Below are 22,116 nucleotides of genomic sequence, written 5' to 3'. Positions count from 1 at the left end.
GGCTCGTCATCGCATGGTCCACCGCCGTACGGAGTTTGCCCGGTCGACGAGCGCCACGCGCTCCGAGCGGTCGTCCGTGAGGTGGGCGAGGTGACGAAGGGCGAGCTCGAGGCGGTCGCGGAGCGCGGGCTCCTCGGCCTCGGCGCCGGCCACCTGGACGCTCGGGTCGGGGCCGAGGCGCGTGACCAGGCCGAGCGCGGCGGCGAGGGCGTCGACGGTGGCCTCCGCCTTGGGCCGGTCGGGGACGTGGGCCGCGTCGAGCCCGGCGACGGCGTCGGACAGGTCGATCAGGTTGCGGCGTGCCGAGACGAGGAGCCGGGCTCGCCGCAGGCGGGCGTCCGGGAAGGATCCGCGCGTGGGGCCCACCAGGTCGAGGGCGGCGAGGGCGCCGTCCAGGTTGCCACCCCCTGATCGCACCCGGGCGAGTCCGAACGCGGCGGCGCCGGTGTAGTTCGCGTCGGCCCGCGCGACCGTGCTGTACAGCTGCTCGGCGACGCCCGGCTCGCCCGAGAGCTCGCAGGCCGTGGCGAGCGCGAGCTTCGGCGCGGGCTCACCGGGGACCTGCCCGTAGACGGCGTTGAACGAGGCCCGGGCCGCTGCGGCGCCGCCCGTCGAGAGGTGCCCGAGACCCTCCATCCAGGCAGCGCGCCACTCCCACGGGTCGTGCTCGAGGATCTGCGCCACCGCGATGCGCAGCCGGGCGAGGTCACCGGCCTCGATCGCTGCGCGCGCCAGGGCGAGCCGCACCTCCACGGTGGCCTCGTCGGCGCCGTCGAGCGCCGCCATGCGGGCGGCAGGGTCGGCAACGTTCACGCCGGCCAGCCAGGACGCCATCGGGTCGGTGGAGTCCACCTTGAGGAGCGGGAGGTCGTGCCAGGCCAGGGCGCCGTCGGCGCCGTCGAGCGGCGGCACGCCGAACAGGACGGACTCCGCCGACGTCGTGGCGGTGTACCCGGGGCCCTTGTCGGTGGCGACCACCTCGCGCAGCACGCCCAGGAGCTGGACGCGGGCCTCGTCCACGGAGGCGAACCGGTCGGCGGGCGCGGGCGCGCACGCCTTGGCGAGCCAGCGGTAGAACGAGTCGTACTTCTGGAAGACGGGCGTGTCGGCGACCGGCGGGAACGACGCCTGGTACACGGTCGTGTTGCCGCGGAAGTCGAGCACGAGGGAGGCCAGGGTGCGGCCGAGCGTGAAGATGTCGGACGCCACGGACGGCCCGATCTCGGCCACCTCCGGCGCCTGGTAGCCGACGGTGCCGTAGATGGCCGACGTCATGTCGTCGACGCGGCGCACGCCGCCCATGTCGATCAGCTTGACGCCGTCGCCCTGGGCGATGATGTTGTCCGGCTTGAAGTCGCAGTACAGCAGGTCGTGGTCGTGCAGGTAGCTGAACGCGGGCAGCACCTCGAGGATGTACGCGATGGCCTGGTCCACGGGCAGCGGCCGGGCCCGCCCGCCGTCCAGGTCGCGGCGTTCCTTGAGCACGTCCTTGAGCGACTTGCCGCCCACGAACTCCATGACGGTGTAGCCCAGGCCCTCGTGCAGCACGAAGTTGAAGATCTCGACGATCAGCGGGTGCTCCACCTCGGCGAGGAACTGGCGTTCCGCGACCGCTGCCTCGTACGCCTCCTTGTCGCCCGAGTTGAGCAGGCCCTTGAGGACCACCCAGCGGCCGCTGACGTTGCGGTCGCGGGCCAGGTAGATCCAGCCGAGGCCACCGTGGGCGAGGCAGCCCACCACCTCGTACTGCCCTGCCACGAGGTCGCCGGCCTTGAGCGCGGGGGCGAAGTCGTACCGCGCGCCGCAGTGCCCGCAGAACCCGGCGATGCGTCCGGGCACGCCGTCCCTGGCGCGGCCCACCGGCTGCCCGCACGTGGGGCAGAACCGCTTGCTCTCGGCGAGCTCCGGCGTGGCCATGACGGCCTGCAGCGGGTCGGCCACCGGCGTGTGCGGCACCGTGGTGAGGCCCGCGCCGAGGCGGTGCCCACGCAGGCGCGTCGAGCTGGTGCCGACCCGCCGCGTCTGGTGTGTGCCGGTCGCCACGCGCGCCGAGCCCAGGGCCATGGAGGCGAGGCGGGACGAGCTGGTGCGCCCGGTCGACGGCTGCGCCATGGAGCCGGGCTGCGCCATGGAGCCGGGCTGCGACCCCGCGCCGCGCACGGACGTCGCGTCCTCGTCGGCACCCCACGACGCCGCGACGGCGGCGAGCGCGTCCCGGGCCGGGTTGCCGCCCGCGGGCGTCCCGCACACGTTGCAGTAGCCGTCCTCGATGGTGCCGGTGCAGCCGGGCTCGGCGCAGGCCTGTGTCGTCATCGGTGTCCTTCCGGGAGATCGCGCACGAGCGTCTCGAGCTGCTCGGTGAAGTGCCGTGCCAGGGCCAGGTCGCAGGGCATGCCGTCCAGCGCTTCGCGCGCCTCGTCCTCGCCCGCCTTCACGGTGGACGACGCCGCCCGGCCGTTGCCCTGGGCCTTCGTCATCAGGTTCTTGACGCGGTAGCGCAGCTCGGCGCGCTCGCGCAGGGGTGCGGTGTAGGCGTCCTCGACGCGCTCCATGGCGCGCTCGACGGCGCCCAGCCGCTGGACATAGCTGGCGAGCCGGTCGTGCTCCGCCGGCACGTCGCCCAGGCGGCTGACATCCGGGATCGCGAGCCGGGGCGGGTCGGCGATCTCCCGGCGGCAGCGCTCGGCGATCTGCGCGAGCACGGGCGCCCGGTCGGCCAGGGTGGTGCGCAGCGCGACGGCGCGCTCCCGGTCCTTGGCGAGCGCCCGGCTCCGGGCAGTGGCCACGATGAGGTCCCGCTCGATGCGGGCCACTTCGTTCTCGAGCGCGCCGAGCGGGCCGGTGACGTCGGCGCCGCGGGCGGCGTCGGACCTGAGGCGGCTCAGCCGGTCGCGCAGGCGAGCGACGGCGGCGTCGTCCTCGGTGTCGGCCGTGGCGTGTGCCGCGTCCTCGGCCCGGACGATCCCCGCGGCGGCCGCCCGGAAGCGGGCGGTGACGTCGGCGGCGTGCGGGTCGAAGGAGAGCCGGGTGGCGAGCTGGTCGGCCTGGGCGTCGCACAGGCGCGCGGCGTCGACCAGCGAGAGGAGCGACGTGGCGGGGTCGCCGCCGAGGCGGCCCCAGATGAGCTGCGACATGCGCTCCCGCGCCACGGCGTCGGCCCGGCCTGAGTCCCACACCGCGACCAGCTCGTCCGTGCGCGTGCGCACGGCCTGCCACAGGGTCAGCGCCAGCACGACGTCGGCCGTGACGGCGTCCGTGCCGGACTTGCGGGCCGCGGAGTCGAGCCGGTCCAGATCGGCGCGGCGCGCGTCGAGCCACGCCTGCAGGTCGGACAGGTACGCCAGGAGCGCGGCCGGCTCGGCCGCTACCCCCAGGGCGCCGGGCGGCGCCGGCGCGCGGTGCGTCCTGTTCACGGCGTGCGTCCGTACACGGGCTCCGGCGGCTGGGGAGCGGCGCCGAGGGCGTCGCCCAGCCAGCGGTCGTAGGACTGCGCCCACTGCCCGCTGGCGATCATGTCCTCCAGCACGCCGTTCACGAACCGCACCATGTCCGGCTGGTCGGCCGGGATGCCGACGCCGTACGGCTCGTCGCTCACGGCGTCCCCGACGACCCGCGCGTACGGGTCCTGGGCGGCAAAGCCGGCCAGGACCGTGTCGTCGCCGGTGATGGCGTCCACCGCGCCCTGCTGGAACAGGACCAGGCACGTCGTGTGCGTGGCGGCCGGGACGGCCTCGACGCCCTCCCACTCCGCGAGGCGCTCCAGGGTGGTGGTGCCCTCGGGCGCGCAGACGCGCTGTCCGGCGAGGTCCTTGATGCCGCTCACCTTCGACGTGGCGGGCACCAGCAGCTTCTGGCCCGCGTGGTAGTACTCCGCCGAGAAGGCGATGTTCTCCCAGCGCTCGCAGTTGATGGTGAAGGCGCGCGTCACGATGTCGACCTCGTGGTCGGCCAGCAGCGTCTCGCGGTCACCCGACGTGATCACGCGGAACCGGATCTTGTCGGGGTCACCCAGGATGGCGGCGGCGATCTGCCGGGCCACGTCGATGTCGAAGCCCTCGATGTCGCCCGTGAACGGGTTGCGCGACCCCATGAGCAGGGTGTCCGCCGAGACGCCCACCTCGAGTAGGCCGCGCTTCTGGATGGCCGCCATCGTGGAGCCGGCCGTCACCTGCGGGCCGCCCTCCGGATTCATCGACGCGACGGCCGGCTGCCCGTCGCTGCAGTTCTCGGCAGCGGTGACCGCGCCCGACGCCGCCCCGCCCGTCGCGGCCCGTGGCGCCGACTCCTCCACCGACTCCTGGGCGGACGAGCTCTGCCCGGCCGTGCCGGTGAGCAGCCGGGTCGTGGGCTGAGGTGCGCACGCCGCCGTCGTGCCCACGAGGGCGAGCGCGACGAGCGCGGTGACGAACGGTCTGCGTGCTGCGCGCGTGGTCATCGGTACTCCTTCAGGCGGACGTTCATCCCGGCGGCCGCGGCGACGGCGCCGGCGACACCGAGCACGAGGGCGACCCAGGCCGCGATCTGGGCGGTGGTCGCCGCGGAGCCGAGCCGGTTGACCGCGTCGGTGCTGGTGGCCTCGACGTCGGCGTGGGCGTGGTCGGAGAACGCCGTGAAGGCCGCGCCCGCCGATCCTTCGGCCGTGGACGTCGCCGCCTTGACGGCGGCCTCCCAGTCGCCGTCGTCGTCCAGCTCGCGGATCTCGGCGTGCTTCGCGTCCCAGGCGTCCAGGAGCTCCCGGGAGCCGTCGATGCCGGTCTCCGTGGCGTCCTCGGCCTCGGTCAGGAGGGTCCGAGCCTCGTCGAGCGACGTCTGGTACGACTCCTCGAAGTCGGCGCCGGAACCCCGCTTGATCAGCGTGAACGACTCCATCGACTTGGCGTCGGTGGCGAGCGCCAGGGCCTGCGACGTGGCGACCGTCGCCGCGTACGGCCCGCTCGCCACCGAGCGGGCGACGCCGTTGCCGCCCAGCACGGCGGCCGTCACCACGATGCCGCCCACCAGGAGGGCGACGCTCGCGGCCGCCAGCCCCGTGTTCAGCACGCGGTGCGTGCGCCGCGCCAGCCAGAGCTGGACGGCGCCGAGCGCCACCAGCCCGAGCAGCACGAACAGCAGCAGCACCTGCGCGAGCGAGACGGAACCCAGGTCGTCGTCGACCCGCTCGGATGTCGAGAGCGCCACCTCGTCGAGCGTGGGCAGCACCTCGCCGCGCAGCGCGGCCGACGCCTGGTCGAGGTAGGCGGCGCCGACGGGGAAGCCCTGCCGGTTGTTCGCCCGCGCCGACTCCACCAGGCCCGAGTACCGCTGCACCGAGTCGGACACCGTGGCCAGGTCAGCGGCCTCGGCGTCGTGCGCCGTCGAGGCCAGCGTAGGCAACGCCTCTGCGGCCTCGGTCAGGCTCGCCTCGTAGCGGGCGCGCGCCTCTGCGGGCTCCAGCCCGCCGACGAGGAACGCGTTGGTCGCCGTCGCGTCGGCCGACACCAGGTCGTTGCGCAGCTCCTGCGTGCCGACCAGCTGGGCGGCGTCGCGCTGCGCGTCCCGCAGCGCCGCAGACTGGGTGTTGCCGGCCAGGAAGCCGGTCACCCCCAGCACCAGGCAGGCCACGACGGCCACGGTCGTGGCCAGCGCCAGCCGCCCAGGTGTGGTCGCCAGGCCCGCCGAGAGGCGGGAGCGGGGCGTGGTCGACGCCGGGGCTCGGCCGGTGTCGGGCGGGCCGGTCACCGGCCCCGGCCCGGCCGGCGGCGGGCCCGTCGTCGTCAGCGGTGCGGTCACGGGGTGGCCTCGCTGTCTGTCCCGATGTCCACGACATCCTCCAGGTCTTCCGGGACCAGCGTGCGTAGCTGGTCCACCGTCGGTCGTTCAACGTCCCGCAGGCGCCAGGCGTGCCGGGCAATTGCGGCGTCGAGCACGTTGCGTGCCCAGCGGCCGTTGCCGAAGCCTTCGCCGCGCGCCTGGTCCGCCGAGAGGCGGTCGAAGCGCTCGAGAGTGGCCGGCTCGGGCTCGAAGTCGGCAGCCCGGGCCATGGTCTCGAAGATCCGCCGCAGCTCCTCGGCGGAGTAGTCCTCGAACGTGATGGTGCGCGCGAACCGGCTCTCCAGGCCCGGGTTCGTGCCGACGAACCGGGCCATCGGACCCGGGTAGCCCGCCACGATCACCACGAGGTCGTCGCGGTGGTCCTCCATGTCCTTGACCAGGGTGTCCACCGCCTCGCGGCCGTACTGGTCCTCGGCCAGCGCGTAGGCCTCGTCGATGAACAGGACGCCGCCCAGCGCGCGCTGCACCACCGCCGTCGTCTTCTCGGCGGTCTGCCCCAGGTAGCCCGCCACGAGCTCGGACCGGTCCACCTCCACGAGGTGCCCCTTGTCGAGCAGCCCCAGAGCGCGGTAGATCCCGGCGACGAGCCGGCCCACCGTCGTCTTGCCCGTGCCGGGGTTGCCCACGAACACGAGGTGGCGGGTCAGCGTGGGGGAGGTGAGGCCCGCTTCGCCGCGGAGGCGCTCGATGCGGAGTAGCTCGGTCTGGCGGTGGATCTCGTGCTTGACGCGGGCCAGTCCGATGAGCTGGTCGAGCTCTTCGAGGAGCTGCTCGAGCGTTCGCTCTTCTTTGGGCTCAGGCTCCGCGGCCTTCGTAGTCAGGTCACCGTTGGTGGTGGGCCGCACGTCCGGGTGGGGGGTGGTTGGCAGGGGGGTTGGTGCCTTGTCTCTGCCTGCTGCTGCGCTGCGGTGAACTGCCTTGGTGCCTTCGGCTGCCGCTATCGCGCTGATGCTGGGGTCGCCGAGGGTGGCTGCGGCGTCGACCACGGTGGCCAGGGCCTGCGCGTACTGGCTTGCGCTCGGGCTGCTTTTCGCTATGAGTTCTCCGAGAAGGTCGGTGGGGGCGGAGCGCCAGCGGCGGGCGCTCACGGCGGCGTCGAAGAACGGCTGCAGGCTGGTCGACGTCGGACGGGCCGTTGCCGCGAGCCAGTCCGTCGGGGCGCCCGGGGAGGACTCGGCGACCGCCGCGGCCAGCCGCTCACCCTCGGCGCGCGCGGCCGCGTCGTCCACACCGGCGGCGGTGCCCGCGGCCGCGAGGGCGTCGAGTGCTGCGGCGAGCGCCGTCGCGCTCACGGGGCCTCCAGGGGCGTGGGGCCCGACGGCGTCCCGGAGCCGGGCAGCGAACCCGGGAGGGTCAGGCCGGAGGTGCCGAACTTCTCCTCGAGGAACCGGCCGTGTGCGACGAGCGCGACGGCGTCGGCGCGGGACACGGCGTCGGAGATCTTGTCGATGGTGGAGCCCAGCAGGTCGAGCTGGTCGCACAGGATCATGAGCGACGTCTTGCCGCGGTCCACGACGCGCCGGTCGGCGAAGTCGCGGGGGAGGCGCAGGTAGGCGTCGACTGCCTCGGGCAGATAGCTCGTCGCGGTCGCGACCACGGTGTGCGCCTGCTGGGAGCCGGCGCCGAGCCGGTCGAGGCGCGGCGCCATCTCGTGCACGGTCTCGGCGACGCGCTGCACCCGGGCGGTGACGGCCGCGGGTGCCTTCCCGGTCACGCGGGACAGGACGGCGTCGACGGACGTCACGATCTGCTCCGTCGTGGGCGGGGCCGGGATCGCCACGGGCCGCTCCTCCTCGGTGCGCCCGCCGCCGAAGATCCGTTGCCACCAACCCATACGTGCCTCCGGGCCTGCCGTCACGGGGCGTTGAGGTCGAGAGAACCGCTCGCCACGCCGTCGGTGCTGGTGCGTCGCGCTCGCTCCACGTACTCGGTCGCCTTGGTCGTCTCGGTCTGCAGCACGCCGATGGTCTGCGACATCGAGTCCAGCGCCCGGCTCTTGAAGTCGCTGATGGAGTCCATCGTGGCGTAGATGTTCGCGAACGCCTCCTTGAGCTGGTCGATGCCGACGGTCGAGCTCGCGGCCTGCTCCTGGATGGTCGCTGACTGGTCGGCGAGCATCTTGGACGTCGAGGCGATCATGTTCGACGTCGTGGTGTTCAGGGCGCCGATCTGGTCCAGCACGAGCTTCTGGTTCGCGAGCGCCTGCGCCACGATGACGGCGGTGCGCAGCGCGGAGACCGTGGTGGTGGTCGCGCGGTCGACACCCTTGGTGAGCTCGACGTTGTTCTTGATGATGATGTCGATGGCGAGGTAGCCCTGGATCGACACCGCGAGCTGGGTGAGCAGGTCCTGGTGCTTCTGGCGCACGTAGAACAGGACGTCCTCGGACAGCGCCTTGGCCCGGTCCGGGTCGGCGATCTGGAGCTCGGCGATCTTCGCGGACAGCTGGGCGTCGAGCCGCTCGGCCACGTAGATGTACTGGTTGAGCCGGGCCATCGTGTCCCAGAGGTTCTGCTTCTCCAGGTTGAGCGCGGCGTTGTCCTTGCGCAGCTCGTCCTGCCCGTTGTAGAGGGCCTGGATGATGGCGTTGAGCTGGCCCTGGGCGGACTCGTAGCGGCGGAAGTAGTCCTGGATCTTGTCGCCGAACGGGATGACGCCGAGGATCTTGCGTCCCATGCTCGCCTCGGACGGGTCCAGGTCCTCGACGGTGCGGCGCAGCTCCAGCAGGGTCTGGCCCACCTTGGAGCCTTCGGCGAGGCCGCCCTCCTTGAGCGCCCGGACGGGCGTGGCGAGCAGGCGGTTGCTGGAGTCCGCGGCCTGGCGGATGTCCTGGTCGCCCATGGTGCGCACGTCGTCGGCGCGCTTGGCGAACTCGGGGCTCTTCGTGTCGGCCTCGAGCAGGCCGTCCAGGTAGGTGGCCACCTTCTGGTCCAGCGCGGGCGCCACGGCCGGGTCCACCTTGGGCGCCATCTTGGGCGCCTGCGTCGCGGCGACGGGCTGCACCGGGCCGGGCGCGGTGAGCACGAGAGGCTGCGCTGCGGCGGGTGGTTGAAGCGGCATCGGCTCGGTCATCGGTGCTCCTCAAGATAGGGCGTCCGAACGCGGCGAGTATATGCCGCGGGCCACCGTCGCCGGGGGCGGAGACGCTGCTCGGCGGGGTGAGAACGCGGGGGCGCCGACGAGAGTTCCCGCTGTCGCCGGACCGCATCCCGGCGGGCTCCGGTGTGGCGCGTCCCACTCGGCGTCGATATGCGGAATACGGCCGCCGGGACCTGCGGTTTGGGAGCATGAACGCCAGTCGTTCGGACTACCTTCCAGAGAAGGATGTACACGAAGCCATGCCCTCGCGCCGGTTCTCCCGTCCGCGTGCCGCTGCAGTCGTAGCGGCCGCCGCACTCTTCCTCGCAGCCTGCTCGTCAGGCGGCGGGACGTCGGGGGAGGCGACCGGCGAACCTGTCTCGGGCGGAACCCTCACCTACGCCTCCGGGGACGCGGAGCCGTCGTGCCTCGACCCGCACGTTGGCGGCAACTACCCGCAGGCGCTCATCGCCACCCAGTACCTCGAGTCGCTCGTGTCGCTCGATGACGACGGCGAGGTGATCCCGTGGCTCGCCACCGAGTGGACCGAGAGCAATGACGGGCTCACCTGGGAGTTCTCGCTCCGCGACGACGTGACGTTCACCGACGGCACGCCGTTCGACGCCGAGGCGGTCGCCGCGAACGTCGCGCACGTGCAGGACCCGGCGACTGCGTCGTCGACCGGCTACCTCGCGCTGGCGAAGATCAAGGACGTCGTGGCCGTCGACGACCACACGGTCCGCCTGGAGCTCAGCGCCCCGGACAGCGCGCTGCTGGAGTCGCTCTCGCAGGTCTGGGTGGCGATGGAGTCGCCGAAGGCCCTCGAACGCAGCCAGGAGGACAACTGCGCCGCGCCCGTCGGGACCGGCCCGTTCGTCGTCGACCAGTGGGAGCGCCAGGACTCGGTGACCCTCGTCCGGAACGACGACTACAGCTCTCCGCCGGCCGACGCCGAGGGCGCCGGCCTCCCGTACCTCGACTCGATCGTGTGGCGGTTCATCCCCGACTCCGCGAGCCGCTACGCCGCGCTCCAGTCCGGCGAGGCCCACGTCATCGACAACGCGCAGCCGGACACGATCCGGTCGGCCGAGTCCGACGACTCGATCGAGGAGCTGGACGCCCCGCGGCCCGGCGCGGCCAACCGGATCGAGCTCAACTCGGGCAAGGCGCCCTTCGACGACGAACGCGTCCGTGAGGCGTTCATCCGTGCGGTGAACGTGGACGACGGCATCCAGAGCCTGTTCTTCGGGACCGCCGAGCGTTCGTACTCGCCGCTGTCGAGCGTCGAGCCGCTGGGCCTGAGCCTGCCCGACCTCTTCACCGTCGACACCGACGCGGCCGCGGACCTCCTCGACGAGGCCGGCTGGGACGAGCGGGACGCCGAGGGCTACCGCGTCAAGGACGGCAAGCGCCTCACCCTCGACTTCCCGGTGAGCACCAACCAGTCGATCCCGGCCGAGCAGTCCCTGTTCGAGCAGATCCAGGCGGACGCCAAGACGGCCGGCTTCGAGGTCAACCTCCACCCGCTCGACCTGTCCAGCTGGTACGGCGCGCTGGCCCAGAACGACTACAACCTGGTGAGCGCCCCGTACACGAAGGTCGGCCCGGACGTGCTGCGGATCCTGTACCACTCGGCCAGCATCGAGCCCGCGCCCAGCGGCTACTTCGCGAACCTCGCGCAGGTGGACGACGCCGAGCTCGACGAGCTGCTCATCCAGGCCTCCTCGACGAGCGACGCCGGCGAGCGGGCCGACCTCTACGAGCGGGCCCAGCGGATCATCCTCGAGGGGCACTACATCCTGCCGCTGTACGACCAGCAGAACCACTTCCTCCGCTCGTCGACCGTGCACGGGCTGCGCGCGATGCCGACGGTGTCGACGCCGACCTTTGCCGGGGCATGGCTGGCGCCTTGACGCTGCCCGTCCCGACCACCGGGGCACGCAGGAGCCCGGCGCCGGGCAACCGGCGCTGGCTGCTCCTGCGTGCCGGCGGGGTCGTCTTCGTGCTCTGGGCCGCGGCGACGATCACGTTCTTCGCGCTCCGGCTGATCCCGGGTGACCCGGCCGAAGCGATCCTCGGCGGGCCCGGCTCGCAGGCCGGACCCGAGGCGCTGGAGCAGGTCCGTCGCGAATACGGCCTCGACCAGCCGCTCCTGGTGCAGTACCTCACCTATCTCGGGCGGCTTGCGACCGGTGACCTCGGGCAGTCGTACTCGCTGCACAAGCCCGTGGCGACGGCGATCGGCGAACAGTTCGGCGCCACGCTCGCCCTCGCGCTCTGCTCGCTCGTGCTCGCCTGGGCGCTCGCGTGCGCGCTGGCCGCCTGGAGCGTGCGGGGCGGCCGGGTCGCGTGGGCCATCGGATCCGGGCTGGAGCTCGTCGCGGCGGCCGTCCCGCACTTCTGGCTCGCGACCGTCCTGATCCTGTTGTTCAGCCTCACCCTCGGGATCCTCCCGCCGGTCAGCGTGCCGGGCCCGCTCGGCATAGTGCTGCCCGCGCTCACCATGGCGATCCCGCTGGCCGGCTTCCTCGGCCAGGTCATGCGCGAGTCCCTGCTGACCGCCATGGAGTCGCCCTTCGTCACCACGGCCCGGGCGCGCGGCGAGAGCGAGGTCCGGATCTTCTGGCGGCACACGCTCCGGCACGCGGCGATCCCGGCCGTCGGGCTCTCCGGCTGGGCCTTCGGGTCGCTGATCAGCGGGGCCGTGGTGGTCGAGTCCGTGTTCGCCCGGCAGGGCCTGGGGCGCAGCCTGCTGTCCGCGGTCCAGCTGCGCGACGTCACGCTGGTGACCGGCATTGTGCTCGTAGTGGCGCTCGCGTACACGGTCATGACCCTGGTCACCGACCTCGCGGACCGGGCCATCGACCCGCGCGGACGGGCGGTGACGGAGTGAGCCGCGTACGGGCCGGCGTCGTAGCGTTCCGGCCCACCGTCGCCGAGGCCGTTGCGGGCGTGGTCCTCCTGCTCATCCTCCTCGCCGCGCTCTGGCCGAGCCTGCTCGCCCCGGGCGACCCGCTCGCCGTCTCGCACACCGACGCCTTCCAGGCTCCCTCGCCCGCGCACCTGTTCGGGACCGACGAGTCGGGGCGCGACATCTACACGCGCGTGGTCCACGGCGCGTCGGAGTCGCTCCGCATCGGTGTCCTCGCGACGGCGATCGGCATCGGGCTCGCGACAGTCCTCGGCTTCGTCGCGGGCCTCGGCCCGCGCTGGCTCGACTTCGGCACCACCCGGTTCGTCGAGGTGCTGTTCGCCTTCCCGGGCCTGCTGCTCGCGCTGCTCTTCATCGTCGTCACCGGGCCCGGCGTCCTGAGCTCGACGATCGCCGTCGGGCTGGCCACCGCGCCCGGCTACGCGCGGATCATCCGCTCCCAGGTGCGGCGGACGGCCGCCGCCGAGTTCGTCGAGGCCGCCCGCGTGCTGGGGCGCGGCCGGCTCTGGATCATCGCCCGCCACATCCTGCCGAACGTGATCGCGGCGCTGTTCGTGCTCGCCACCCTCGGGCTCGGACAGGCGATCATCTGGGTGTCCTCCCTGAGCTACCTCGGCCTGGGCGCCGTGCCGCCCGCCGCGGAATGGGGCGCGATGCTCGCCGCCGGCCGCACCTACATCGCCAACTTCTGGTGGATGACGTTCTTCCCCGGCCTCGCGATAGTCGCCAGCGCCGCCGCGGCCACCGTCATCGGGCGCGGCCTCCAGAAGCGGAACAGGAGCGCCGCATGACCGGGCAAGTGCTGACCGAGCGAGCGGTGACCGCGCCGGTGCTGACTGTCCGCGACCTGGTCGTCGCCTTTCCCGACCGCCGCGGGCAGGGACGGCGCGTCGTCGACGGGGTGAGCTTCCACGTTGCGGCCGGCGAGTGCGTGGCGATCGTCGGCGAGTCCGGTTCCGGCAAGAGCGTCACCGCGCGCAGCATCCTCGGCCTCGCGGGGGAGGGCGCGCGGGTCTCCGCAACCGAGCTGACGGTCGCCGGTCAGGACGTGCTGTCGCTGTCCGGACGGAGCCTGCGCCGGCTGCGCGGCGGCACGGTCGGCCTGATCGCGCAGGACGCGCTCGTGTCCCTGGACCCCCTGCGCCCGATCGGCCGGGAGATCGGCGACACGCTCGCCCTGCACACAGGGCTCGACGCCGCCGCGCGCCGGGCGCGCACCGTCGAGCTCCTCGAACGCGTTGGCCTGCCCGAAGCCGATCTCCGGGCCGGTCAGCGGCCCGGCCAGCTCTCCGGCGGGCAGCGGCAGCGCGCCCTCATCGCCGCCGGGATCGCCGGCGAGCCGGAGCTCCTCGTCGCCGACGAGCCGACCACCGCCCTCGACCAGCCCGTCCAGGCCGGTGTGCTCCGGCTGTTGGGTCAGCTGCGCGACGACGGCACCGGCGTCCTCCTCATCAGCCACGACCTCTCCGTCGTCCTGGGCATCGCGGACCGGGTGCTCGTCATGACCGACGGCGTCGTCGTCGAGGAGGGCACGCCGTCCGAGGTGTTCGAGCGGCCGCGGCACCCCTACACCCGCAAGCTCGTCGACGCCGTCCCGGCGGGCCGCCCGCGGGGGCTGCCGCTGTCGGCCGGCGCGCCGCCGTCCGCCGTCGGCCCGCGACCCGCAGCCGCGACGCCGACCGCCGTCGTCGAACGTAGTGGCGGTAGCGGCACAGCCGCTCATGAAGCGACCAAGCCTACGTTCGGCGAGGTGCTGCTCGAGGCCTCCGGGCTCAGCCGCACCTTTCAGGTGGGCGGGCGCGAGATCGTCGCCGCCCACGACGTGTCTTTCTCGCTCCGGGCCGGGCGGACGCTCGGGCTGGTGGGGGAGTCCGGCTCGGGCAAGTCCACCACCGCCCGGCTCCTGCTCGGGCTCGAACGGCCCGACGCCGGCGAGGTCACCTTGCTCGGCGAGCCGTGGAGCCCGCTGCCGGAGACCGAGCGCCGGCCGCGCCGGTCACTCCTCGGCGCCGTGTTCCAGGACGCCCTCAGCTCGTTCGACCCGCGCTGGACCGTCGGGGCCATCCTCGCGGACGCCGTCACTCGCGGCCGGTCGACCCGGCACGGACCCGTGCGGGCGGAGGTCTCGGAGCTGCTGGACACGGTAGGCCTCGACCCGGCCCTGGCCACCCGGCGCCCGCTGCATCTGTCCGGCGGTCAGAGCCAGCGGGTCTCCGTCGCGCGGGCGCTCGCGGCCGATCCCCGGGTCCTGATCCTCGACGAGCCGGTCTCCGCGCTCGACGTCTCGGTCCAGGCGCAGGTGCTCGACCTCCTCGATCGGCTCCAGCGCGAGCGGGATCTCGCCTACCTCCTCATCACCCACGACCTCGGCGTCGCGGTGCACATGAGCGACGACATAGCGGTGATGCAGGCGGGCCGCATCGTCGAGTCCGGACCGGCGGCGAGCGTCTTCGAGTCCCCGGGGCACCCGTACGCGCGCCTGCTGCGGGACGCCGTCCGCCTCTGACGGCCGGTCCGCCACCTGGCCGGGCGGCGGCGTCGGCCCGGGCCCTCGGGGTAACAGGTACGCAGCGGAAGGGGTAACGCTGAGGTAGCAATGTTCCCTCAGCGTTACCCATCCCGAGAACGTGGTGGTCTCTCCCTGCCGCGCACTTCGCGGGTTCCTTTAAGCGCTTCCTGACGAGGCGGGTGCTGGGCAACAATCGACCGGACCACGGGGGGGCGAACCGCCCCAGTGACATCCGGCCGATCGACGGGGTGGTGAGGGACATCGCTGAGCATCGTGAGCATCTGCAGGTGCTCTGGCTGACGGGACCGCCCGGCGCCGGCAAGTCCACACTCGCCTGGGGCGTGTACCAGCGGCCGGCCGACGACGGCGGGCGGGTCGCCTACGTCGACATCGACCAGCTCGGCATGTGCTTCCCGGCGCCGGACGCCGATCCCGACCGGTACGCGCTCAAGACTCGCGCGCTGGCCGGGATGACGCGCCTGCTGCGCGAGCGGGGCGTCGAGCGGCTCGTCGTATCGGGCGTAACGGATTCCGGCCCCGCGCCGGTGCTGCCCGGGTGCCGCCTGCTGCTGGTCCGCCTGAGCGCCCAGCGGGAGGCACTGCGCGAGCGGCTCGCGGCGCGTGGGCTGCCGCCCGCGGACGTTGCGGCTCAGCTCCGAGAGACGGGAACGACAGCTCCTGAGCCCGCCGACGGCGGGCTCGTCCTCGACACGTCAGGGGTCGCCGTTGCAGACCTTGTCGAGCGCCTGATCGACGAGTGGTCGCCTTCCGCGGGCGAGGTGACTGGCGGGAGTCCGCCGAACCCCGAACCCGTGGACGGCGAGATCCTGTGGCTTACCGGCCCGCGCTGCGTCGGAAAGTCCACGGTCGGATGGGACGTCGTGTTCGGCCAGTGGCAGGCGGCCCGCCGAACCGGGTTCGCCGACCTCGGACAGCTCTCCTTCGCGGACAACGCAAAAGGTTGCGGAGCCCTCGGCGTTGAGCAGGCCGCGACCTTGTGGCGCACTTTCGCGGCTGACGGCGCGCGGCGGATGGTCCTGGTCGGAGCCCTGCCCGACGACGCCGACCTAGCGGGGCTCGCGTCGCATTTCGCCCCGGCGCGGCTCACCGTAGTGCGGCTGGAAGCGTCACCGGCGGCGCTGCGCGAGCGCGCACAACGGCGCCGTGCCGCAGGCCCGGCACTCCTGGCGGGAGATGACCTCCTGGGCCAGCCCGCAGAGGTTGCGGCGCGGATCGCCGATCAGGCGATCACCGAGCAGTCCGGACCGACGCCGGACGGCGTCGCGCGGATTGATACCGACGACGTCCGCCCGGCCGCGGTCGCGAAAGAGGTGCTGGCGCGGATCGGCTGGTGAGGCTCAGCCGATACCGACGGCGTGCGTCACAGCTCCGCTCGCGGCGCCGCGTCCAGCATGTCGAAGGTGCTCAGCAGGCGCAGGTAGGACGCGAACGCTTCCTCGACCTGATCCGGCTGGAGCCCGTAACGCCGCATGTCGTACTGGTGCGGACGCGTCCCCGCCGGCCGGGCCAGCACCTGGTCGAGCTTCGCGGCATCGCTCGCCGACCACCTCGCCCCGATCGCGGAGTACAGCCGCGGCACCTCCGCATGCGGGTCGGCACTCAGCGCGTGGTATGGCACGTCCACGATGGACGACGGCGGCAGGCTGAGCCGCGACTCCAGTGCGTTGTCCACCCACGTGACCATGGAGTCCATCACGAGCCGCCCGACCTCCAGCGGGTCCGGATCCGTGTGGTACGGCGCCCACAACGTCTCCACGAGGCTGCACGCAGAGCCGACGACGGTGGCCGGGTCGCGGTGCGTCCATACGAACGTGGCGTCCGGGAACACCTGCTTGATCACCGACATGTCGTTCAGGTGCGCCGGGTACTTGACGACCCACCGCTTGGGCGCCCGTCCGTGCTGCAGCACCTGTAGGCCCTGCTTCAGGTACTCGTAGTCACCGGCCAGATCCGCCGCGCTGCGACGCGCGTACCAGTCACGGTAGGTGGGCATGCTGCCGTGGAACAGCGGCCAGAAGGTCCCGTGCGGCATGAGCAACAACGACTCCTCCGGATCCTCGGCACGGATCGGATGGATGTGCTTCAGCCCCGGCGCGAAAAGGCTCGTGACGATGCGGATCTTCTGGTCGAACTGCTTGATCTCCCGCTTGGCGACCCTCGGGTCCTCGAGGCCCGTGTAGGACATCTCCCACGCGCGCGGCCCGCGATGGTCGGGCGACGCCGCGAGCACCTTGTGGGTGAGGGTGGTCGCCGTGCGCGGCAGCCCGAGCACGAACACCGGATTGCTGATCTGCTCGGCAGCGATCTCCGGGCGCTCGGCCACCAACGTCTTGATGCGCAGCAGGTTGGCGTAGCGGTCCCTGACCGTGCTGAGCGCGAAGAAGAAGCCCAGCGGCGTCAGCCGGGGCTCCTCGGCGATGCTCGCGAACACGCGGCCGAGACCGTCGGCGAGCTCGCGGTCCTGGGCGCCGGCATCCTTCTCGACGTCGGCTACGGCCTTTGCCCAGGCGTTCGCGGGATCATCACGCCCCCGGATGACGGGGGCGAAGACGGTGTTGAGAACCTTGGAGGCTCGGGTGGTGCTGCTCACGGTGTCCCTTCTCGTGCACTCGGCGTGGCGGGTCGTGCGGCCCTGCGCGGATCACGGGCTTACAGCTCGTGCTCCGACGGGGAACTCTGCTCGGGGCGGAAGACGACTGGGAGCGACTCCAGCAGACGGAAACGGAAGTCGGGTGCCCACCGGAGCTCTTCGGGCCGCAGCGTGAGCGTCGGCGTGAGGCGGCGGTGCAACGTCTCGGCGGCCGTCCGCACGATCAGCCGGGCCAGGTGCGGCGCAGGGCAGGCGTGGGCGCCCAACCCGAACGTGAGGTGGGCACTGCTGCCGGACCCGTCCCACGGTCCCTCGCCGCGAATGCTCGGGTCCGAGCCGAGCGCACCGACCGCGAGCAACAGCGCGTCCCCGCGCTGCACGAGCTTGCCGCCGAGCAGGAAGTCGTCGACGGCGATCCGCGGCGCCAGCGCGCTTACCGGCGGCGCGGTCCACAGCACCTCGTCGAGCGCTTCGTCGGTCCCGAGCCGCCCGCCCGCGAGCCGCCTGGCGAACCGGTCGTCGGTCAGGGAGAGGTAGATCGTCTGTGCCAGCCAGGCCTGCAGGCCGAGGGCCGCCGTGGCCGTGAGCGACAGGACGCCGAGCGCCGCCTCCGCGGTGCTCTCATAGGCCGCATGCCGCGCGAGCCGGCCTGCGGGGGTGGGCGTGCCGTCCGCCCGGCGGGCCGCCGCCTGCCCGGTGAGCAGAAAGCTCACCTCGTGCACGGCCGATACGGCGTCCCGTCCAGCCGCTGGGCGCGCGGCGGCCTCGAACACCTGCTGCGCGGTCCGGGCATCGAACCCGAGGACGGCGCCGAGCGTCAGATGCGGCATGGGCGCCACGTACTCGCGCACCAGGTCGGCGACGCCGGTCGCGGCGAACTCGTCGATGAGCTTGTCGCACCTGGCGCGCGTGGTCCTCGTGACCTCGGCATCGTCGATCCCGCCGAGCGCGTCGTCGAGCGGGGTGCGGAGCCGGCTGTGCCTGCTCCCGTCCGACTGCTCCACCGTCGGCCGGTCGACCGACGCCAGCGGCCGGAGCAGGGGCGAGTCCGCAGACGGTGCCTCGCGCTCGTGGCCGCTCCAGGTCCCGGTCGTCATCGTGAGCGGGAGCTGGCCGCGGGCCATCGCGACGATGGTCCGGTACCCCGTCACGAGCCAGGCGCGGGCACCGGGTTCCAGCTCCACGGGGGCCATGTCCCCCCACTCCTCGCGGAGCCGTGCGTGGACGGCGCCCCCGTCGTGCGACGCGATCAGTTCGGTGATGGTCGTGACGGTCGCAGGGTCTTCGAGCTTCAAGGGCCGGCGGCCGGGATCGCTGCCGACGGCGTCGCCGGTGCCGGCGATACCGTCGATCATGGTCGAGCTGCTCATCATGTCCCCGTCTGGGTCGGGTACAGGTTGCTGGGTCGGCCAAACCATGCCGGATGTATGTGCATCTGTCTAGGTACGTCCGGCATCGCACCGGGTTAACTTGGATGGGACGTGACGGCAGGCACGCGGGGCTCGTGATGCCCTCGGACTCCACGAGCGGGCACGACTCAGTCAGGGCCGGACGCCCGTGCGATCCTGCGATGACGGGCTAGAAGCCCGCGAGGGTCCGCACGGTCTCGATCGTGTCGGCTTCCGCGGCGCTCTTGTCGTCGCGGTAACGCAGCACGCGCGCGAAGCGCAGGGCCAGCCCGCCGGGGTAGCGAGTGGAGCGCTGCAGCCCGTCGAACGCGATCTCGACGACCTGCTCCGGGCGGACGGTGACGACCCAGCCGTTGTCCTCCACTTGCAGCTCCCGGAACCGTTCGGTCTGCCACTCCAGCATCTCGTCAGTCATCCCCTTGAACGTCTTGCCGAGCATCACAAAGCCGCCGTCCGGGTCGCGCGCGCCGAGGTGGATGTTGGACAGCCAGCCCTGGCGACGGCCAGAGCCCCGCTCGACGGCCAGCACCACGAGGTCGAGGGTCTGGCGGGGCTTGACCTTGACCCAGCCGGCGCCGCGCCGTCCGGCCGCGTAGGGCGTGTCGAGCGACTTGACCACCACCCCCTCCTGGCCCTCCCGCAGCGCACCCGCGAAGAACTCCGCGGCGGCGTCGGGATCGGAGGTCACCAGGCGGCGCACCGTGTGCGGCGCGGCGACCTCGTCGAGCACCGCGAGGCGCTCGCGCAGCGGGGCGTCGACCAGGTCGCGGCCGCCGGCGTGCAGCACGTCGAAGAAGAACGGGGACAGCTGGAGCTGGGAGGCCAGCTCCGCCTCCGGCGTCGCCTCCCGGGTCGCGGATCGCGCCGCAGTCTCCTGGAACGGCCGGGGCACGCCGTCCTGCCCGATCGCGAGCGCCTCGCCGTCGAGCACCAGGCGGTCCGACGGGAGAGCGCGCACGACCTCGACGATCTCCGGTACGCGCTCGGTGATGTCGTCCAGCGAGCGCGTGACGACGCGGATGTCATCGCCGAGCCGGTGCGCCTGGATGCGGATGCCGTCGAGCTTGACGTCGACGCACAGCTCGGTGGGCGCATCGGGGGAGCCGAGCTTCTCGAAGGCTGCACCGATGTCGGGGGCCGACTGGGCGAGCATCGGCCGCACCGGCCGCCCGACCTCGAGCGTGAACTCCGCCAGCGCGGCGAGCGGGTCATCGGCGAGCAGGGCGGCGCTCGCCACCGGCCCGGTGGCGCCGCGCATCATGACGGCGCGGCGGACGGCGTCGGCCGGGACCCCGGCGGCCTCGGCGACGGCGTCGACCACCACCGAGTCGAGAGCGCCCTGCCGCAGCTCGCCCGCGACGAGGCCGCGGAGAAACGCCTGCTCACGCTCGGTCGCGGCGCCGAAGAGCCCTGTGGCCGCGGCGGAGCGGGCCTGGGCCGAGCCGGGGCCCTCGAGGGCTGCCATCTCGGCGAATGCGGCGTCGACGTCGCGCACCGTGAGCGTGGGTTCTGTCGCCGGCGGCGGGAGATCGCGCAGCGACGCCCAGCCGAGGCCGGTGCGACGCTGGCGCAGGGCGCCCGCGATGTAGGCGACGACTATCTCGATGGTGGTGGCCTGGTCGGTTTCGGTCGGCTCGCCGGTGGCCGCGCGGCGCAGGAGGTCGGCGATGGCCGCGCGCTTGGCCAGGCGCGAGCGGGTGGCGGAGACGGCGTCGGACGTGGCGGCGACCTCGGCGAGCAGCATGCTCCATCTTGACGCGCCTTCGGCCGGAGCGCGGCCTGTCTGAGCGGGGCGGTCGGTCACTCCAGGAGGTTGCGGCTGCGTGCGCTGACCGGGGGCCTCGTAGCGGACAGCAGATGACCGCATCTCGCGTGACGGTGGGAGCCCGCACGATCCGCACGAGAGGAAACCTGATGACGACTGACTCCACCCCTGCAGTGCCTTCCGCCCCGGTCGGGTCGAACACGGTGAACCCGTTCATCGTCACCGACGACGCGGCGGGCCTGATCGCGTTCTTGATCGCGACGTTCGAGGCGACCGAGATCGCGGAGGCTCGAACAGCCGATACCGACGGACTGGTCCTGCACTCCGAGCTACGGATCGGCGACTCGGTGGTCATGATCGCCGACCGGAAGCCGGACTGGCTCTACTCTCCGGCCTTCACCCAGGTGTACGTCACTGATGTCGCGGCAACGCTGAGGCGCGCCGTCGCGCACGGCGGGCGGGTCGTGACGGATCCCACGGACTTCTGGGGCGACGTGCTCGCGCGGATCGCTGACCCGTTCGGGAACGTGTGGTGGGTGTGTCGGCACAACGCCACAAACGCGACCTGGGACGACGAGCCTGATGCCGCGGTCGAGGCGCAGGAGCCGGGCGGAGCCGACACCGAGGAGACGTGGTCCTCGTTCATCACCCCTGAGCTGGAATACATCCACTCGACGCTCCTCGACACGATGGCCGGGCTGCGCGACCCGCGCACCACGTAGCGGCGGACCCACCCCTCGCTGTGGGTGCTGCCGGTGCTGACGCTTGCCGCCCGATCCAGCGGCAGGCGTCAGCCCAGCGGCCAGGCGGCCACCGCGGCCTCGATCGCCGTGCGGGCGCGCGTCGGGACGCCCGGCACGAGCTCGTACGGCTCCTCGCCCCGCTTCGGCGCGCGGCGCCAGGTCCCGACCAGCCGCCCGTCCAGGAGGACTGCCGGGCGGAAGATCCCGTTGGTGAACGGGACGACGGTCCGCATGGCCTCGGCGTCCGCGACCAGCTCGCGGTCCTGGTAACCCAGCACTATCTCGTCGAACCCCGGCACGAGCACGACGCCGGAGGGTGTGGCGAGCTCGGGATCGAGGCCGGGTGCTGTGCGGACTGCCAGCCCGTGTCCGCCTGCCTCCTGCCCGACGAGCATGATCTTCCCGTCGACCACCACCTCGACGATGGCGTCCGGCTTCTCCTCGCGTAGCGCCGACACCGCGGCGCGCACCGGCACCTTGGGCAGGCCGAGCCACCAGGCGAGGTCGTCGGGCGTGGCCGGTCCGCGGCTGGTGAAGTACGACAGCGCGAGGCGGCGCAGGGCGGCGTCGGGCTCCTCGGCGGCTCCGGGCGCGCCGGCCGGCGTCGCGACCACGAGCTGCTGCGCGCCTGCGAACGGGCCCCAGTGCAGGAGTCCCCGCATCCCCAGGGTGGAGATCAGGTGGTACCCGCGCTGTCCCTCGACGGGCACCCCCGCCCGCTGCCACAGCTCGATCATCCCGACGCGTCTGATCCCGCCGTTGATCGCTGCCGCCGCGAGTGCCTCCAGGGCGACCTCCTCCGCCTGGGCCACGACCGCGTCGTCCAGGCCTTCGGCGGCGCGGACCCGCCGGCCTGAGTGGATCATCCGCTCACCCGTCAGCGAGACCAGCGCGGCGAGGTCGCCGGGCGTGGTCGCGAAGAGGGTGCCGCGCTGGGTCCACCCGCGTACCAGCTCGCCCGCGTCGAACCTGGCCCGTATGTCGTCGATGGTGGTGCCCGGGCGGGAGCGGACGGCGATCGCCCGCAGCACGGCCGGCAGGTCCTGGCCCTGAAGGGCGACCATCCGGCGGACCACGTCGACCGGCGACAGCTCGGAGGAGCCCGCGCCGCCGTCGGACAGCGTGAGGCCCTGCGTGCGCAGCCGCAGCCGGCGCGCGGCGTCGGAGGATAGCTGGAGCGGTCCGGAGGGCATGCGTGAAGGCTACGCGCCGCCTGTGACACTCACTGGGAAAGGTGCGTGCCGACGCTGGCGGCCGT

Annotated in this window: 17 protein-coding genes; 6 read left to right on the top strand and 11 right to left on the bottom strand. The window is 72.9% G+C overall.

All coding sequences use genetic code 11. The features are described from left to right. Positions 1–6 precede the first annotated feature (6 nt). From IE250_RS15780 to IE250_RS15750, 7 genes are read right to left on the bottom strand one after another with little or no spacing between them, the layout of a single operon-like run. Positions 7–2,313 carry a serine/threonine-protein kinase gene (locus IE250_RS15780; protein ID WP_189670208.1) on the bottom strand — a complete coding sequence of 769 codons (2,307 nt, stop codon included), beginning with the start codon at positions 2,311–2,313 and terminating at the stop codon, positions 7–9. Beyond that, positions 2,310–3,413 carry a magnesium transporter CorA family protein gene (locus tag IE250_RS15775; protein ID WP_189670207.1) on the bottom strand — a complete coding sequence of 368 codons (1,104 nt, stop codon included), beginning with the start codon at positions 3,411–3,413 and terminating at the stop codon, positions 2,310–2,312. The genes IE250_RS15780 and IE250_RS15775 overlap by 4 nt, the downstream gene beginning before the upstream one ends. Beyond that, positions 3,410–4,435, bottom strand: coding sequence for a glutamate ABC transporter substrate-binding protein (locus tag IE250_RS15770; protein ID WP_189670206.1), 1,026 nt, complete (start codon positions 4,433–4,435; stop codon positions 3,410–3,412). The genes IE250_RS15775 and IE250_RS15770 overlap by 4 nt, the downstream gene beginning before the upstream one ends. After that, positions 4,432–5,769, bottom strand: a complete 1,338-nt coding sequence (locus tag IE250_RS15765; RefSeq protein ID WP_189670205.1) for a GlnX family signal transduction membrane protein — start codon at positions 5,767–5,769, stop codon at positions 4,432–4,434. Before IE250_RS15765 ends, IE250_RS15770 begins: the two co-directional genes overlap by 4 nt. Further along, positions 5,766–7,103, bottom strand: coding sequence for an AAA family ATPase (locus IE250_RS15760; protein ID WP_189670204.1), 1,338 nt, complete (start codon positions 7,101–7,103; stop codon positions 5,766–5,768). The genes IE250_RS15765 and IE250_RS15760 overlap by 4 nt, the downstream gene beginning before the upstream one ends. Beyond that, a complete protein-coding gene (locus IE250_RS15755; protein ID WP_189670203.1) occupies positions 7,100–7,645 on the bottom strand; it encodes a hypothetical protein in 546 nt (181 codons plus the stop codon). The genes IE250_RS15760 and IE250_RS15755 overlap by 4 nt, the downstream gene beginning before the upstream one ends. Positions 7,646–7,665: 20 nt before the next feature. Beyond that, positions 7,666–8,883, bottom strand: coding sequence for a toxic anion resistance protein (locus IE250_RS15750; RefSeq protein ID WP_189670202.1), 1,218 nt, complete (start codon positions 8,881–8,883; stop codon positions 7,666–7,668). 266 nt (positions 8,884–9,149) lie between these two features. Here IE250_RS15750 and IE250_RS15745 point away from each other — a divergent pair, with 266 nt between their 5' ends. From IE250_RS15745 to IE250_RS15725, 5 genes are all read left to right on the top strand, one after another. After that, positions 9,150–10,802: an ABC transporter substrate-binding protein gene (locus IE250_RS15745; RefSeq protein ID WP_189670201.1), complete on the top strand. Its 1,653-nt coding sequence runs from the start codon at positions 9,150–9,152 to the stop codon at positions 10,800–10,802. Then, positions 10,787–11,782: an ABC transporter permease gene (locus IE250_RS15740; RefSeq protein ID WP_189670200.1), complete on the top strand. Its 996-nt coding sequence runs from the start codon at positions 10,787–10,789 to the stop codon at positions 11,780–11,782. Before IE250_RS15745 ends, IE250_RS15740 begins: the two co-directional genes overlap by 16 nt. Continuing rightward, positions 11,779–12,612, top strand: a complete 834-nt coding sequence (locus tag IE250_RS15735; protein ID WP_189670199.1) for an ABC transporter permease — start codon at positions 11,779–11,781, stop codon at positions 12,610–12,612. The genes IE250_RS15740 and IE250_RS15735 overlap by 4 nt, the downstream gene beginning before the upstream one ends. Further along, the gene (locus IE250_RS15730; protein ID WP_189670198.1) at positions 12,609–14,327 is read left to right on the top strand and encodes a dipeptide ABC transporter ATP-binding protein; all 1,719 of its coding nucleotides are present in this window, start codon (positions 12,609–12,611) and stop codon (positions 14,325–14,327) included. Before IE250_RS15735 ends, IE250_RS15730 begins: the two co-directional genes overlap by 4 nt. 254 nt (positions 14,328–14,581) lie before the next feature. Beyond that, entirely contained in the window at positions 14,582–15,685 is a 1,104-nt protein-coding gene (locus IE250_RS15725) for an ATP-binding protein (RefSeq protein WP_189670197.1), read from the top strand. A 26-nt stretch (positions 15,686–15,711) separates the two neighbouring features. On the opposite strand, the gene IE250_RS15720 is transcribed toward IE250_RS15725, so the two are convergent. The 3 genes from IE250_RS15720 to IE250_RS15710 form a co-directional block, all read right to left on the bottom strand. Then, positions 15,712–16,941 (bottom strand): sulfotransferase family protein, encoded by a 1,230-nt coding sequence (locus tag IE250_RS15720; RefSeq protein ID WP_189670196.1) that lies wholly within the window; start codon positions 16,939–16,941, stop codon positions 15,712–15,714. A 59-nt stretch (positions 16,942–17,000) separates the two neighbouring features. Then, a complete protein-coding gene (locus tag IE250_RS15715) occupies positions 17,001–18,311 on the bottom strand; it encodes a cytochrome P450 family protein (protein ID WP_189670195.1) in 1,311 nt (436 codons plus the stop codon). A 208-nt stretch (positions 18,312–18,519) separates the two neighbouring features. Next, positions 18,520–20,094 (bottom strand): ATP-dependent DNA ligase, encoded by a 1,575-nt coding sequence (locus tag IE250_RS15710; RefSeq protein ID WP_189670194.1) that lies wholly within the window; start codon positions 20,092–20,094, stop codon positions 18,520–18,522. Between the two features lie 170 nt (positions 20,095–20,264). Between IE250_RS15710 and IE250_RS15705 the strand changes: the two genes are divergently transcribed. Beyond that, the gene (locus IE250_RS15705; RefSeq protein ID WP_189670193.1) at positions 20,265–20,837 is read left to right on the top strand and encodes a VOC family protein; all 573 of its coding nucleotides are present in this window, start codon (positions 20,265–20,267) and stop codon (positions 20,835–20,837) included. Between the two features lie 68 nt (positions 20,838–20,905). Here the strand turns inward: IE250_RS15705 and IE250_RS15700 are convergent, their stop codons facing one another. After that, on the bottom strand, positions 20,906–22,051 hold the full coding sequence (locus IE250_RS15700; protein ID WP_189670192.1) for a winged helix DNA-binding domain-containing protein: 1,146 nt from the start codon (positions 22,049–22,051) through the stop codon (positions 20,906–20,908). Between the last annotated feature and the right edge of the window lie 65 nt (positions 22,052–22,116).

This window comes from Promicromonospora soli (assembly GCF_014653785.1).
Lineage (GTDB): Bacteria > Actinomycetota > Actinomycetes > Actinomycetales > Cellulomonadaceae > Promicromonospora > Promicromonospora soli.
The sequence above is the reverse complement of the archived record's forward strand: the minus strand, read 5'-3'. Positions and strand labels throughout refer to the sequence as shown.

Excerpts from the sequence above, each read along its gene's own strand:
- IE250_RS15780 (WP_189670208.1), bottom strand. The coding sequence starts at position 2,313 with ATGACGACACAGGCCTGCGCCGAGCCCGGCTGCACCGGCACCATCGAG.
- IE250_RS15770 (WP_189670206.1), bottom strand. The coding sequence starts at position 4,435 with ATGACCACGCGCGCAGCACGCAGACCGTTCGTCACCGCGCTCGTCGCG.
- IE250_RS15755 (WP_189670203.1), bottom strand. The coding sequence starts at position 7,645 with ATGGGTTGGTGGCAACGGATCTTCGGCGGCGGGCGCACCGAGGAGGAG.
- IE250_RS15750 (WP_189670202.1), bottom strand. The coding sequence starts at position 8,883 with ATGACCGAGCCGATGCCGCTTCAACCACCCGCCGCAGCGCAGCCTCTC.
- IE250_RS15745 (WP_189670201.1), top strand. The coding sequence starts at position 9,150 with ATGCCCTCGCGCCGGTTCTCCCGTCCGCGTGCCGCTGCAGTCGTAGCG.
- IE250_RS15740 (WP_189670200.1), top strand. The coding sequence starts at position 10,787 with ATGGCTGGCGCCTTGACGCTGCCCGTCCCGACCACCGGGGCACGCAGG.
- IE250_RS15730 (WP_189670198.1), top strand. The coding sequence starts at position 12,609 with ATGACCGGGCAAGTGCTGACCGAGCGAGCGGTGACCGCGCCGGTGCTG.
- IE250_RS15715 (WP_189670195.1), bottom strand. The coding sequence starts at position 18,311 with ATGAGCAGCTCGACCATGATCGACGGTATCGCCGGCACCGGCGACGCC.
- IE250_RS15710 (WP_189670194.1), bottom strand. The coding sequence starts at position 20,094 with ATGCTGCTCGCCGAGGTCGCCGCCACGTCCGACGCCGTCTCCGCCACC.
- IE250_RS15705 (WP_189670193.1), top strand. The coding sequence starts at position 20,265 with ATGACGACTGACTCCACCCCTGCAGTGCCTTCCGCCCCGGTCGGGTCG.
- IE250_RS15700 (WP_189670192.1), bottom strand. The coding sequence starts at position 22,051 with ATGCCCTCCGGACCGCTCCAGCTATCCTCCGACGCCGCGCGCCGGCTG.